The 14,171-nt window shown below is 37.4% G+C and carries 14 protein-coding genes, 1 pseudogene and 1 riboswitch; of the genes and pseudogenes, 11 read left to right on the forward strand and 4 right to left on the reverse strand.

Annotated elements, in window-relative coordinates; genetic code table 11:
• Nucleotides 1-155 precede the first annotated feature (155 nt).
• Nucleotides 156-443: a hypothetical protein gene (locus tag CCK98_RS17375; RefSeq protein WP_088087707.1), complete on the forward strand. Its 288-nt coding sequence runs from the start codon at nucleotides 156-158 to the stop codon at nucleotides 441-443.
• A 139-nt stretch (nucleotides 444-582) separates the two neighbouring features.
• On the opposite strand, the gene CCK98_RS17380 is transcribed toward CCK98_RS17375, so the two are convergent.
• Nucleotides 583-1,581, reverse strand: coding sequence for a nitronate monooxygenase family protein (locus tag CCK98_RS17380; protein ID WP_088087708.1), 999 nt, complete (start codon nucleotides 1,579-1,581; stop codon nucleotides 583-585).
• A 210-nt stretch (nucleotides 1,582-1,791) separates the two neighbouring features.
• Nucleotides 1,792-1,893, forward strand: a riboswitch (purine riboswitch).
• A 131-nt stretch (nucleotides 1,894-2,024) separates the two neighbouring features.
• Here CCK98_RS17380 and CCK98_RS17385 point away from each other — a divergent pair.
• Both CCK98_RS17385 and CCK98_RS17390 read left to right on the forward strand, forming a co-directional pair.
• A complete protein-coding gene (locus CCK98_RS17385; RefSeq protein WP_088087709.1) occupies nucleotides 2,025-2,621 on the forward strand; it encodes a xanthine phosphoribosyltransferase in 597 nt (198 codons plus the stop codon).
• Nucleotides 2,618-3,922 carry a nucleobase:cation symporter-2 family protein gene (locus tag CCK98_RS17390; protein ID WP_088087710.1) on the forward strand — a complete coding sequence of 435 codons (1,305 nt, stop codon included), beginning with the start codon at nucleotides 2,618-2,620 and terminating at the stop codon, nucleotides 3,920-3,922. Before CCK98_RS17385 ends, CCK98_RS17390 begins: the two co-directional genes overlap by 4 nt.
• A 615-nt stretch (nucleotides 3,923-4,537) precedes the next feature.
• Here CCK98_RS17390 and CCK98_RS36845 read toward each other — a convergent pair.
• Nucleotides 4,538-4,708: pseudogene (locus CCK98_RS36845) on the reverse strand (hypothetical protein); the annotation flags it as partial.
• Nucleotides 4,709-4,888: 180 nt separating this feature from the next.
• Between CCK98_RS36845 and CCK98_RS17395 the strand changes: the two are divergent.
• Nucleotides 4,889-5,194, forward strand: coding sequence for a hypothetical protein (locus CCK98_RS17395; protein WP_088087711.1), 306 nt, complete (start codon nucleotides 4,889-4,891; stop codon nucleotides 5,192-5,194).
• 316 nt (nucleotides 5,195-5,510) lie between these two features.
• Here CCK98_RS17395 and CCK98_RS17400 read toward each other — a convergent pair whose 3' ends face one another.
• The gene (locus CCK98_RS17400; RefSeq protein WP_088087712.1) at nucleotides 5,511-5,729 is read right to left on the reverse strand and encodes a spore germination protein; all 219 of its coding nucleotides are present in this window, start codon (nucleotides 5,727-5,729) and stop codon (nucleotides 5,511-5,513) included.
• A gap of 136 nt (nucleotides 5,730-5,865) precedes the next feature.
• Nucleotides 5,866-6,345, reverse strand: a complete 480-nt coding sequence (locus CCK98_RS17405) for a hypothetical protein (protein ID WP_088087713.1) — start codon at nucleotides 6,343-6,345, stop codon at nucleotides 5,866-5,868.
• Nucleotides 6,346-6,507: 162 nt separating this feature from the next.
• Here CCK98_RS17405 and CCK98_RS17410 point away from each other — a divergent pair, with 162 nt between their 5' ends.
• The 7 genes from CCK98_RS17410 (at nucleotide 6,508) to CCK98_RS17440 (ending at nucleotide 14,151) form a co-directional block, all read left to right on the forward strand.
• Nucleotides 6,508-8,061 (forward strand): ABC-F family ATP-binding cassette domain-containing protein, encoded by a 1,554-nt coding sequence (locus CCK98_RS17410; protein WP_088087714.1) that lies wholly within the window; start codon nucleotides 6,508-6,510, stop codon nucleotides 8,059-8,061.
• Between the two features lie 204 nt (nucleotides 8,062-8,265).
• On the forward strand, nucleotides 8,266-9,165 hold the full coding sequence (locus CCK98_RS17415; RefSeq protein ID WP_088087715.1) for a putative selenate ABC transporter substrate-binding protein: 900 nt from the start codon (nucleotides 8,266-8,268) through the stop codon (nucleotides 9,163-9,165).
• Nucleotides 9,166-9,179: 14 nt separating this feature from the next.
• Nucleotides 9,180-9,932, forward strand: a complete 753-nt coding sequence (locus CCK98_RS17420; RefSeq protein WP_088087716.1) for a phosphonate ABC transporter ATP-binding protein — start codon at nucleotides 9,180-9,182, stop codon at nucleotides 9,930-9,932.
• A gap of 1 nt (nucleotide 9,933) precedes the next feature.
• On the forward strand, nucleotides 9,934-11,571 hold the full coding sequence (locus CCK98_RS17425; RefSeq protein ID WP_088087717.1) for an ABC transporter permease: 1,638 nt from the start codon (nucleotides 9,934-9,936) through the stop codon (nucleotides 11,569-11,571).
• A gap of 313 nt (nucleotides 11,572-11,884) precedes the next feature.
• Nucleotides 11,885-13,057 (forward strand): MFS transporter, encoded by a 1,173-nt coding sequence (locus CCK98_RS17430; RefSeq protein ID WP_088087718.1) that lies wholly within the window; start codon nucleotides 11,885-11,887, stop codon nucleotides 13,055-13,057.
• 71 nt (nucleotides 13,058-13,128) lie between these two features.
• Nucleotides 13,129-13,455, forward strand: coding sequence for a hypothetical protein (locus tag CCK98_RS17435; protein ID WP_088087719.1), 327 nt, complete (start codon nucleotides 13,129-13,131; stop codon nucleotides 13,453-13,455).
• 132 nt (nucleotides 13,456-13,587) lie between these two features.
• Nucleotides 13,588-14,151, forward strand: a complete 564-nt coding sequence (locus CCK98_RS17440) for a YitT family protein (protein WP_179195844.1) — start codon at nucleotides 13,588-13,590, stop codon at nucleotides 14,149-14,151.
• Nucleotides 14,152-14,171: the final 20 nt, after the last annotated feature.

The following is a 14,171-nucleotide window of genomic DNA, read 5'->3' on the forward strand; positions in this document are numbered from 1 at the left end:
ATATCTTTTAGAATGCCCTATTAACAATAATGTTATTTCTTAAGATAACCAAACTGCTATCAATGAATTATTTTATAATGGCATGGTTTTAAGTTATAATGGTTTTTTAATCGTACTGAGCCAATCTCCAACGCAACAAAGAAAGGATGTCAACCTTGTCATTTTTGTATTCAATCTTATACACACTAGTTATAGGGGCGGTATTTATTTTTCTATTTATTATTGCCTACGATTTTCTTTACGGTGAAAAACCAGAAAAACAAACGAAGAAAATACATAAATATTTTCAAAAAGAAACCATTAAAAAAATTGATAGACTGGAACATCAGCCTCGAAAATTTACCATGTACCAAGTCACAATGAATAGTGGTATTAAGAAGATTAAGATGAAACCAGGTTATAAAGTAGTCAATATGGTACCAAAGGAGAAAAACAAAATGTAAGCAAAATTCGGGGATAAGTTATTTTACTCCAAAAGAAAAACCGGGGAATTCCCGGTTTTTTTTCCATCTATTTAATTTTCCTCGTCAAGGACATTTGTTTGCTTCACTATGAGAGTCCCATTTCGCTAACGTGCTTTTCTTATTTTACGGACACCGAACTCAATTTCCCTACATTTCGATTGATATTTTGTAATGCCTCCTTGTATTCTTTTTCTAAACTACTAATTATTTCAGAAACCGATTCTATTTTATTTATTGCCCCGACGCCATGTCCTGCTGACCAAATATCCTTCCATGCTTTCGCATTCGTCTCCCTTTGCATATTATCAAAGTTTACCTTGTCTTTTTTAACAAGTGTATCTGGGTCCAAACCTGCCTTTTTAATACTAGGTACCAGCATATTGCACATGATGCCGGAGAAAGCATCCGTTAAAATGATATCCTCTTGTGTGGCTTCAACCAGCATTTCCCTGTATTCATCATTGGCCATACTTTCTGTCGCAACAATAAAGCGGGTTCCCATATAAGCAAGGTCAGCGCCTGCTGCCTGTGCAGCTAAAATTCCCTTCCCTGTTGAAATGGAACCAGCAAGGACAATGATACCATCCCAGAAATTACGGACCATATCTACGAAGGCAAAGCTGTTGATTTGACCCGCGTGACCACCCGCCCCGCTTGCCACCAAAATAAGTCCATCGACACCAGATTCAGCTGCTTTTTGAGCAAACTTCAAATCACTCACATCAGAGAATACGAGCCCGCCATATTCATGCACAATATCGACTACTTGTTTCGGACTTCCTAAGGAGGTAATTACCAATTGCGGCTGATGCTTTTTAATCAATGCAAGTTCTTCCTGCAGGCGGCTGTAAGAGCTATGTACGACCATATTCATCGCCCAAGGAGCAATTTTTCGGCTAGGATCGAGCGCACGAGCCTCTTCTAACTCTTCATTTAATTGCCCCATCCACTGATCAAGAACCTCAATTGGTCTTGCATTAGGAGCAGGAAAAGAACCTATCACGCCATTCAAACAACAATTTTTCACAAGTTCGGTGCCTGACACCAAAAACATCGGGGCCGAAATGACCGGTAATTTTAATTGGTTCCACCATGATTCAGGAATTGATTTCTTCATTTTGATCACCCTTTATTTTAGAATTTTCAGAATAAATGATTCACTTTCATAGTACCTGAAAATGAATGAGTATTCAATCTTTGCATGAACCTTTTATTTCTGTCTATCAAAACGCTTACCATCCACGAACGATTTTTAATTAAATTGATAAAATGTTCGTTTTTTGCGAAAAATGATTGATTTACTCTTCTCCTGTGCTTTATAATGTGAATAAATTCATATGGTTTCACTCATATAATCGCGGGGATATGGCCCGCAAGTTTCTACCGGATTGCCATTAACCATCCGACTATGAGTGAGTAATGGGAAAGTCGCTCTTCTATTTGAGTGCACTAATTCCATATTCTTTCGGACATGTAGCCCAAAGATCATTATCTCACTCAATTTTTTGATGTGAGTTAATGACCTTTGGGCTTTTTATTATTTTATAAGGAGAATCTAACATGAGATTACTAGAGGAGAAAATCAACACCGACGGAAAGGTTCTTTCGGAAAATGTTTTAAAGGTTGATTCATTTTTGAACCACCAAATAGACCCGCAATTAATGCTTGAAATAGGAAAAGAGTTTGCAAGGATTTTTGCAGGTGATGGTATTACTAAGATCGTAACCATTGAATCTTCAGGAATTGCCCCCGCAGTTATGGCTGGTTTATATATGAATGTTCCTGTAATCTTCGCAAGAAAAAGAAAATCCTTGACACTAGTCGATGATTTATTAACTGCTTCAGTCCATTCGTTTACTAAAAATGAAACAAACGAAATTTCCATTTCAAAGAAATATGTAAATGAAAATGATAGAGTCCTAATCATTGATGACTTCCTTGCAAATGGGGAGGCTGCACTTGGTTTAGTAGATATTGTTCAAAAAAGCCGTGCAACAGTTGTTGGAATTGGCATTGTCATCGAGAAGTCCTTTCAACATGGCGCTCAAAAATTAAAGGACCTTGGTTTTAGGGTTGAATCTTTAGCACGAATTGCCTCGCTTTCAAACGGAAAAGTGTCATTTATAAATGAGAACGTGGAGGAATTAATCAAATGAAACAACATCCGTTTAAAATAGCCTCATTAGGAATTCAACATGTATTAGCCATGTACGCCGGAGCGGTAATCGTCCCACTTATCGTCGGTGGAGCACTTAAATTTACCGGAGAACAATTAACCTACTTGGTATCGATCGATATCTTAATGTGCGGAATTGCGACAATTTTACAAGTTTGGCAGAATCGCTTTTTCGGAATTGGTTTACCGATTGTACTTGGCTGTACGTTTACTGCAGTTGGACCAATGATTGCCATTGGTGGACAGTATGGTATTTCCGCTATTTATGGATCGATTCTTATCTCAGGACTTATCGTCATTATTATTTCTCAATTCTTTGGAAAATTAATTAAGTTCTTCCCACCTGTTGTGACTGGTTCGGTTGTAACCATAATCGGGATTACACTTATCCCTGTGGCAATGAATAACATCGCCGGTGGTCAAGGCAGCCCAGATTTTGGAAGCCTATCAAATATCAGTTTAGCTTTCGGAACTTTGCTTTTTATCATCTTGCTCTATCGATTTACGAAAGGTTTTATTCGCTCCATTTCCATTCTAATAGGATTAATTGGTGGTACTATTGCTGCTTCTATTATGGGGAAAGTAAATTTCTCAGCGGTAGCTGATGCATCATGGTTCCATATGGTGAAGCCATTTTATTTTGGTACACCTACTTTTGAATGGACCCCGATTCTTACTATGACTCTCGTAGCAATTGTGAGCATGGTAGAATCAACAGGTGTATATTTCGCTCTAAGTGATATCACAGGAAAAAAATTAAATGAAAAGGATTTATCAAGAGGATATCGTGCTGAAGGTCTCGCGAGTATAATCGGGGCTTTATTTAATGCTTTTCCCTACACAACCTACTCTCAAAACGTGGGACTTGTTCAGCTATCAGGTGTAAAAAGCAAAAACGTCATTTATACCATGGGCGGGATGCTAGTATTTTTAGGGTTTATTCCTAAAATCGGGGCATTCACTACCGTTATTCCAACACCTGTCCTTGGTGGCGCAATGGTGGCTATGTTTGGAATGGTCATTGCTTACGGAATAAAAATGCTAGGAAATGTAGATTTTGCATCACAAGAAAATCTTCTAATCATTGCTTGTTCTGTCGGTATGGGGATGGGCGTAACTGCCGTACCAGATATGTTTTCCCACCTGCCAGAAGGCGTTAAAATCCTTACCAGCAGTGGAATTGTAACAGGAAGCCTTACTGCTATTTTTCTAAACATTGTTTTCAATGTAACAAAGTCAACAAAGCAAATTAAGGCAGCAAATAATCAAAGTGCTGTTTAAATAACATCATATATCCAACACATTCCTCAGCACCATAATGGCTTTTATCAGAAACGACTAAAAATAACAGCTGAGGAAATAATCGTAAATGCGATGACAAATATTAGAGATCTTTATTTCAATGCCATAAAGATGATATTTACACAGCATATAATAGGGTTATTACAAAACCATAAAAAATGAAAAAGACGCCAATCGTTAAAAAAATTACGATTAGCGTCTTCTTCATGTTATTTACAGATTTATTAGCATATGACGATTATCTTGGTAACATATCATGGTTAAAAGACAAACATCTTTCATCCTATGCAGAGGATTTTAAAAATTTTATCATTTCTTACTATAAGAAATAGAACTAAGTTTAATTAACTGCTAAATGAAAACTCCGATTGCACTTATCCCCCTCAAGGGACTGCCGACCCCACGTATCTTCATTGTACACTTAGTATCTAACAGAGGAAGTTTGACTACTGCAGACCAATTAAAGGTTAAAAGAGAATCTCCTTGTTGTTCCATTAAAGGGCGCTTTAATTGAATAAATGGGTGATACATATTAGACATGACTAATATGTATCACCCTTTATTTTTTATGTTTTTTTAGGATTTAGGTATTGATAAAATCGATCCGTCAGGTATAGGTAGATTAACTAACTCAGGAGACTTAGATGTAATTTCATTCTTGTGTCTTGTATAAGTTCTTACTTTATTATCAAACTTAGTCCAAATGGTACGAAAACCATCTAATTATAATTCGGTTATATAGTTATACAAAGTCCTTTTCCTTATTCAATTTTGATCCACCTCCCATACACCTAATAAATTTCTTGTTTTATTGGAAGTCATCACTCCTTTCAAGCATTGTTGAGTTATTATTAATTCCATGTAAAGAAACATGCCATTGTGTTCTATTTACCTTGCCAATCTGATACCTTTAAACTGTAAATATTCTTAGGGGGAATGGTTACTATGGCAAATTTAAAAGATAAATTTACGATTGATGACATGAAGGCATTAGACCAAAGACTCAATCACATCTTCTATCAAGTAACCCATTATCAAACTAGATCAAACGCTGGGCTTACAGAACTTCAATTACTTGATACAATTGACCATTTATGTCGAATGTCAGGTATGCTGTGTGATGTAATTGAACAACAGTTAGAAGGGCATATAGAAACATCAGAACCGCATAGTTATATTAATAGAAAATTAGGGACTGTTGAAACTGTTATTAAAAATTTTTTAGAAATTAAGAAAATTGATTTAGATTAACTACAAGGTGGCTCATAAAGAGCTTCTTTTTTTCATCTCTTTTCAATTTATCTAGGACACTGTCAGACTCGTTTATGAATTGATTTAAGCCATTTTACTTAAATCTAATACAAATACACCCTAAACATTGTTTTCAATGTAACAAAGTCAACAAAGCAAATTAAGGCAGCAAATAATCAAATTTCCTCTTAATGAAAAAGAAATAGTAAAAAGACGATACTGATTTGGTATCGTCTTTGTTGTTTCTCGTTCAGGAAATGTATGTTACGAAACGCTAGAAATGGATCTAAATAATTTCAAAAAAGGCGATGCCATTCTAAAGCATCGCCTTAATCATTTCTAAGAGTTCAATTATGTTTCTTTTAGTTGTAGAACTTAAACCAGTGATGGTCGTAATATCAGTCCCTGTATTATCACTTCCTGAACCTGAATTTGTTTTAGTTACCGATATTGGAGAAATATTATTTGCACCACCAAAGTTTACGATCCCCCCAGAAATGGTCCCAATAGTAATACAATCATGATTGGTCGCCAACCAATCACCCCCTTCCACGCTTATTTACTATTATATGGACAAGGTTATTCGGTTGTTTAAGCATTTTCATTATTTATTTTTTAATGCTTCTTAATTTCAAAAAGAGCCACGTGTGAGGCCCATTTGTTTTTCATAATTATGTTTTTGGAGATTTGCATGCATCCTTTTCTAACTTGCAAATCCACTTATAAAATCCTAATAAGATAAGAAGCAAAAACGGATCAAGTATAGCTGCATGCCAAAGCTTCCACCAGCCGTAATGAAAGAATCCCCAAGGAGGAGGCAGCAATGTAATGACTTCATATATCAAAATGGCAATAACAAAAATGGTAATAAAAAAAAATTGCTTAATAACTTTTGATTTATGAGGAAACCAATTTAAAAAAATCATATTAACAGCAGGAACTAAGAATAAATGTGGAAGCAATCCCGCCCAATCAATTTCATTGTCAAAATACCAGTATCCGTGGTATTTGAATTCAATAAACACATCGAAGATGACCTGTAATGAAATTGTAAATGACCAAATATGTACAATTTGATTAGCACTTAGTATTTTATTATTTTTGAAAGCAAAAAAATTAAATGTGATAATGGCAATAAGTAATCCAATCATATCTTTTTCCTTTTTATATTTAAAATACCCAAATAGTTAGGCATCCTATACTATTTCCAATAAAAATACAGTGTTTTTCTCATCAAAAATCTAGTCGAATCCTTAAAAATCTAGTATGATGTACTAATGTATTAATTCTTGACGAAGCGAGGATTACAAAAAATGAGCTTACTAAATGTAGAAAATTTAAGTCATACATTCGGAGACCGTACTTTATTTAAAGACGTTTCCTTTCGATTATTAGCTGAAGACCATGTGGGACTTGTTGGCGCCAATGGCGTCGGTAAATCAACATTAATGAATATTATTACTGGTCAATTGATTCACGATAGCGGTCGTGTAGAATGGACACCAGGTGTTCATTACGGTTATTTGGATCAGCATACGGTGCTGACAAAAGGAAGAACGATGCGTGACGTTCTTCGCGATGCTTTCCTCCCTCTTTTCGAAAAAGAAAAGGAACTAAATGAAGTAATTGCTCAAATGGCTGATGCCTCACCTGAAGAGCTAGAGGTTCTTTTAGACAAAATGGGTGAAATCCAAGATGTCTTAGACGCTGGCGGATTCTATTCATTAGATATAAAAATTGAGGAAGCAGCACGCGGGTTGGGACTTGATGCAATTGGTTTAGACCGTGACGTCGCAGCACTTAGCGGCGGGCAGCGAACAAAGGTTCTTCTAGCTAAGCTTCTTTTGGAACAACCAAAAGTTCTTCTGCTCGATGAGCCGACCAACTACCTGGATGTTGAACATATTCGTTGGTTAACTTCTTATTTAAAAGAATACCCATATGCGTTTATCCTAATCTCTCATGATACTGAATTCATGAATCCTGTTTCCAATGTTATTTTTCAATTAGAATTTTCGAAGCTTACACGCTACACAGCAAGCTATGAGAAATTCTTAGAGTTAGCGGAAATTAATAAGAATCAGCATATTAATGCTTATGAGAAACAAATGGAATTCATTAAAAAACAAGAAGACTTTATTGCTAAAAACAAAGCACGCTATTCGACAACTGGCCGGGCAAAAAGCCGTCAGAAACAGTTGGACCGGATTGAACGGATTGACCGTCCAGAAACAGCGTTAAAGCCTACCTTCGGATTCAAAGAGTCTCGCAGCAGCAGTCGCTACGTTTTTGAGGCTAAGGATTTAGAAATCGGCTATATAGAACCACTATTACCGAAAATGAGTATGACCATAGAACGTGGCGAAAAGGTCGCTATCATCGGTTGTAATGGGGTTGGTAAATCCACCCTTCTAAAAACGATGCTTGGTAAAATCGATCCGATCAATGGCAAGGTTGAACGTGGCGACTTCCTCTTCCCTTCTTATTTTGAACAGGAAGTAAAAGCAGGCGGCATTACACCGATTGATGAGGTTTGGAATGCCTTCCCATCCATGGATCAAAATCAAGTGCGTGCCGCTCTTGCCCGCTGTGGTTTGAAAAATGATCACATCTCTCGTCCAATGAATCAGCTAAGCGGTGGAGAACAAGCCAAGGTCCGACTTTGTAAGTTGATGATGAATGAAAGTAACTGGATCCTATTCGACGAGCCGACCAATCACCTTGATATTGATGCCAAGGCAGAACTAAAACGTGCTTTAAAAGAATACAAAGGAACTGTCGTCCTTGTCTGCCACGAACCAGACTTTTATGAAGATTGGGTAACAAAAGTATGGAATGTTGAAGAATGGTCACAACAGACAGTGTAAAGAAATATTGTTTAATTCCCCCTGCTCTAGCGGCAGGGGTTTTTTTATATTTTCATTACCTAACACCCTTCAATCTATATAACCGATGGATTTTTATTGAACAAATAGATAATTTGAATTTATTTTTACATATACCTCTCCTATAATATATAGGGTTAAGCAATTCTAAGTTATTTAAAATATACTATAGAGGTGTAAATTTTAATGAAAAAATGGATATCTGTCATTATGCTTGCTATACTTGTATTTTCGTTAGCTGCATGTGGCCAAAGTGATGAAAAAACAAATGAAGGTAAGAAAGAAACGACAACGAATGAAGTATTTAAAATTGGGGCAATTCCTGACCAAAATGCCGCCGATTTAGATAAAGGGATGACTGCCGTAGCTAAATACCTAAGCGAAAAGACTGGTATGAAAGTTGAATTTGTACCGTCTGTTGATTATGCTGCACTAGTCACTGGTTTTCAACGCGGTGAAATTCATATGGCTTGGTTTGGCGGATTAACAAGTGTACAAGCCAGGAACCTTGTCCCTGAAGCAGAATCGATAGTACAACGACCACGTGACGCGGAATTCCATTCCGTATTTATCACCCAAACATCAGAAAATATTAATAAGCTTGAAGATCTAAAAGGAAAGTCATTCACTTTTGGCAGTGAAAGCTCAACATCTGGTCATTTAATGCCACGTTACTATTTATCAGAGGCTGGAATTGATGCCAATACAGACTTTGACGGCAAACCTAATTTCTCCGGTTCCCATGATACAACCTACAAATTAATTGAATCCGGTGCCTTTAAAGCGGGTGCACTAAATGAAGCAGTTTGGGAAGCAGCTGTAAAAGAAGGCAAAGTTGATACGAAAAAAGTTAAAGTATTCTATACAACTCCTGCTTACTATGACTATAACTGGACAATCAATAGCAATGTGGAGGAAGTCTTTGGTAAAGGTTCAAAGCAAAAAGTAAAAGACGCCCTTCTATCGATTACTGGCGAGCAAAAGGAAATTGCGGACTTATTCCAAACAGATAGCTTTGTGGAAACGAATAACGATAATTACAAAAAAATTGAACAAGTAGCAAAAGAATTACAGATTATTAAGTAGTAGGTGTCGTAGAGATGACTTCAAAAATAATGATTGAAGCAAGAAATATATCGAAACACTTTGAGCGGAAGATAGCCATATCTTCCCTTTCTTTTTCTATTAAGCAAGGGGAATTGGTAGCGATAATTGGACCTAGCGGTGCAGGTAAAACAACGTTATTAAATTCAATTGCCGGCCTTGTGCCAATCCAAATTGGCGAGCTATTGATTGATAGCAAACCGATATCAGCCTATAAAAATGGGCATAAATTTGCAAAAAAGGTTGGTGTGATTCGTCAACAATTTGATTTGATTGGCTCAATCGCGGTTATCCATAATGTCCTGGCTGGCCGATTAGCTGATTGGGGACTTTTCAAATCCCTCTTGTCGTTACTTGTGCCACAAGAAAAAGAAATCGCCTTAAAAGCACTTGAAAGAGTGGGTCTTACTGATAAGATGTACGAAATTACCTCCACTTTATCTGGAGGCGAACAGCAGCGTGTCGCGATGGCGCGATTAATGGTCCAAAAACCTGAAGTAATTTTGGCTGACGAACCAGTTGCCTCCCTAGACCCTGCAAGAGCCGAAGATGTATTAGCTATGCTGATAAATATCGTTTCTGAGGAAAAACAAACGTTAATTGCCAGTTTGCATTCCGTCGAATATGCTCGTAAATATTTCACCAGAATCATCGCTCTTAAAAATGGTGAAATCCTTTTTGATTTGCCGACTGAAAAAGTAACGGATGATCTGTTAACCAACCTTTATCGACTAAAGGAGATAGGTTAAGATGTTGAGACGAAAATCAGTATTGGGTAGGTATAATCGCCTAATCCTTACATTACTATTGATGTCAGTTTTCGTATGGAGCTTATTTTCGATTCAATGGAATGACGACCTTTTCCATGCAGGCGGAATTCCGACGATACTGCAAATATTTGAAGGCCTAATTCAACCTGATTTGTCAGCAGAAGTATTGATCAACGGGCTCGAATCTGCCTGGATTACTCTTGCTTATGCTATTGCTGGAATGTCTCTTGCTGTAGTTTATGCACTGATTGTAGGGATTCTTGCATCTGGAACGTTAACCTCAGGCAGGGTTGCTCGTTTAACATCTAAAGTAATTTTTAGGGGTGTTTTAGGGTTTACTCGTTCGATTCATGAGTTAATATGGGCATGGCTTTTTGTTGCTGCTGTAGGTCTTTCCCCTTATGCGGCTATATTTGCTCTTGCTATTCCATATGGAGGAATTCTTGGCCGTATTTTTGCTGATATGTTAAATGATGTACCGGAGGAGCCCATCAAAGCATTAAAATCTACTGGTGCCTCAAGAATTCAAATCCTTATTTATGGCTACCTTCCATTGATTTGGGCAGATATGATCAGCTACACAATGTACCGTTTTGAGTGTGCGATTCGTTCTTCGGCCATTATGAGTTTTATCGGACTCGGAGGCTTAGGCTATCAAATTCAATTATCGCTCGCTGATTTGAAATATGATCAGGTATGGGCATATATATTTTTCCTGATTGCTCTCGTCTTGTTCGTGGATATATGGAGTAATTATGTTAGAAAAGGATTGACGGAACGAAAACGTCGGAACGGATTCAGTCCTGGATGGGGGTCCACCCTATTCACCATGCTATTAATCATCGGTTCATGGATATTTATTACCATAGGTGAGAATGCTGAGTTATTTGAATTGCTGTCGGATAAAAATATCGAGTATGCGAAGAAGTTTTTTGGCAGCCTATTAGGTTTAAATGATAAGCATCCTGCTTTCCTAAATGCTGAAAGCTGGTCTGCCGCATTAAAGCTCACTCTTGAAACACTGGAAATGAGTATCATGGCCATCGGATTTGCGACGGTTGCTGCCTTTTTAACTGTTATTCCAGCAGCTAGAAATATAGCAAATGGAAGTTTAACTTCATCAAAGAGATGGTATAATTGGATTCTTTATGGATTCGTCCGAATCACTTATATCTTTTCACGTGCCGTTCCTGAGTTGGTTTGGGCAATGTTGATTATTTTTATTTTTAAACCAGGGTTATTGCCAGGAGCAATCGCACTTGCACTCCATAACTTTGGGATACTCGGTAAGCTTTGGGCCGAGGTAATTGAGGATATGGACCCTCGACCAATCCGTAATTTAGCATCCGCAGGTGCCTCCAAAATCCAGATCTTCTTCTACGGGATCTTGCCAAGTGTCTTACCTAGATTTCTTACCTATATTTTATATCGTTGGGAAGTCATTATGAGGACAACGATAGTTGTCGGTTTTGTCGGTGCAGGCGGCCTTGGAATGGAGTTTAAGCTCGCGATGAGTTATTTCCACTATACTGAAATCACCCTGTTACTTCTTTGTTATATGATTCTCGTCGTCATCGCTGACTTTGCTTCAGAAAGTACGAGAAAGGCAGTAAAATAAGATGCTCGCAAAGAACTATTCAATGGTATCCACAATAAAAAGAACACCGTTCCTTCGAAAGGAACGGTGTTCTTTTAGTATTAATCATTGATATCCGTTTGACATGCTCTGCTAGCTAATCGCTATCAAACTCCTAAGTATCTGATATGATCCAATTTAGCCTGTGTTATCAACCCTAACTGCATACTATTTCCATCAAAGGAAATAATTGATGAATGAGGCTTGTATTTCTACGAACATTTCAATTATCCTATTGATAGGAAGAAGTAAGTAATATCAACGACTTCAAAAGTCATCAAGGGGTGAAAATTCTTTGCAAACTAAGTCCGCTTTACCGATTTTATTTATAGTTATGTTTTTGGTGATGGTGGGATTTGGAATTATCATTCCAGTGTTACCTTTCTATGCTGAAGAAATTGGAGCGAATCCAACCGAATTAGGATTATTAATGGCAGTTTATTCGCTCATGCAGCTCATTTTCGCTCCGATATGGGGGCAAGTTTCCGACCGAATTGGGCGGAAGCCAGTCATGATGATTGGAATTGCAGGTCTTGGTCTCTCTTTTCTAATTCAAGCATTGTCTACGGAGCTTTGGATGTTATTTGCGGCAAGAATTATCGGTGGCATTCTTTCCTCTGCCAATATGCCAACAGCCATGGCATATGTTGCAGATATCACCACGGAAGAAAATCGCGGCAAAGGAATGGGGATAATTGGTGCAGCAACCGGCTTAGGCTTTGTTTTTGGTCCGGCAATCGGTGGGATTTTCTCAAAATTTAGCTTGAATATGCCCTTTTATCTTGCAAGTGGATCTTCGTTCATCACCTTAATTCTTGTTTTTATTTTGCTAAAAGAATCAAAACAGAAAAAAGAATCGGTTAGCAAAGAAAAACCCTCTTTTGGGAAGGCGTTTAGTGGTACTGTTACCGTACTATATTTGGTGCAATTATTAATTTCCTTATCACTTTCTGGTTTGGAAGCAACGTTTGCCTACTTTGCCGCTAAAAAGGCAGATTTGGGCGCCACTCAACTTGGATACATTTTTATGATCATGGGGTTTGCAAGTGCGATCGTCCAAGGTGGTCTGGTCGGTAGATTGACCAAGAAATACGGTGAAAAGGTTGTAATTCAGTGCGGAATCATTGTTTCTGCACTTGGATTTGGTTTAATTTTATTAGTAAATAGTTTTGCAACTGCAGCCATTTTTTTAACTATTTTTGGACTAGGAAATGGCGTAATTCGTCCTAGTGTTTCTTCACTAATTACGAAGACGTCAACGGCAGGTTATGGAAGTTCAACTGGGCTTTTATCATCCTTTGATTCTCTAGGCAGGATTATTGGGCCGCCACTTGGAGGATGGCTGTTTTCGATGGCAATGGGCCTCCCTTATATCTCAGGTGCGATTATTTCAATTGCAGCATTTATCCTATTTCTACTTTTTCGCCCACAGATCGATACCGTTAAAATAACAAATATTCAAAACTAATCAATTGGAATATGTTTTTAGGACATGCATAAAATGGGTTACGAGGATGTAAGTAAAAAGGAGCCCAGTTTATGAAATTAAAAAACGTTCTATGTATTTGTCTCCTGTTGGTAACCTTAGGATTTGCAGCTTATCTTGATTCACCCTACTCATTTATTAATAAAGACTATGCATATTCTGCCGATCAACCTGTGATGGCACAGCCAGTAGAAGTTGAGCCTTCTAACGATATTCCAGTATTGGAGGAAAAACTAGAGAAAATCGAAAAAGTGGATGGCTATATCGTAGAAACGTACCAGGAGTATGAGGTATATAAAGACAAAGATGGGAATGTACTAAAGAGTGAGCCTACTGGAAAAACAGATACGCTGCAATATTGGGATGATGATCAACAATAAAGACCGCTAATGTCAGCGGTCTTTGTTGTTGAGAAGATTTATCGCTTTTCCAAATCCGTGGATATAGGTTTAGTAAAAGTTAAGTACTCAAACAAATGGAATAAGGCAAGGTGAGGTATCCTGCAAAAGTTAATGGCTATTTTAATTGGGAGCCTATTAATAGGGATTGGGGTTAATGCATTTTTAATCCCTCATCATTTACTAGATGGTGGGATCATCGGCATATCACTCATTCTCCATTATTATTTCGATTTTCAAACGGGCTTATGTGTAATTTTATTTAGTATGCCTCTGTGTATCTATGCATGGTTCCGAGAACGGAACTACTTTTACAGTAGCTTTCATGGTCTAATGGTTTCCTCATTTTTTATTGATATACTGGCTCCTTTACAAAATCATTTTCCACTCCCAATTATTATTAGTGCAATAATCGGTGGAACACTAGGCGGACTGGGTGTTGGATTAATGCTTCGCTATCAGACAAGCACAGCAGGTACAGAATTGTTAGCGCATTTCTTAGCAAAATCCTTTTCTTTTAATATCGGAGTCATTATCTTGGTTGTCGATGGTTTAGTCTTATTATCAGGGTTTAGAGTGCTCGGATCACAAAGTTTCTTCTATTCCATACTAACTATACTTTCTTTTGGATTCATCACATCATTACTAGTAAAAAATTATAAAAGTGATGCATTTTGATGGTAGATTTTCAAACTCCT

Origin of the sequence: Bacillus sp. OV166 (assembly GCF_900177675.1) — a bacterium.
GTDB lineage: Bacteria > Bacillota > Bacilli > Bacillales > Cytobacillaceae > Neobacillus.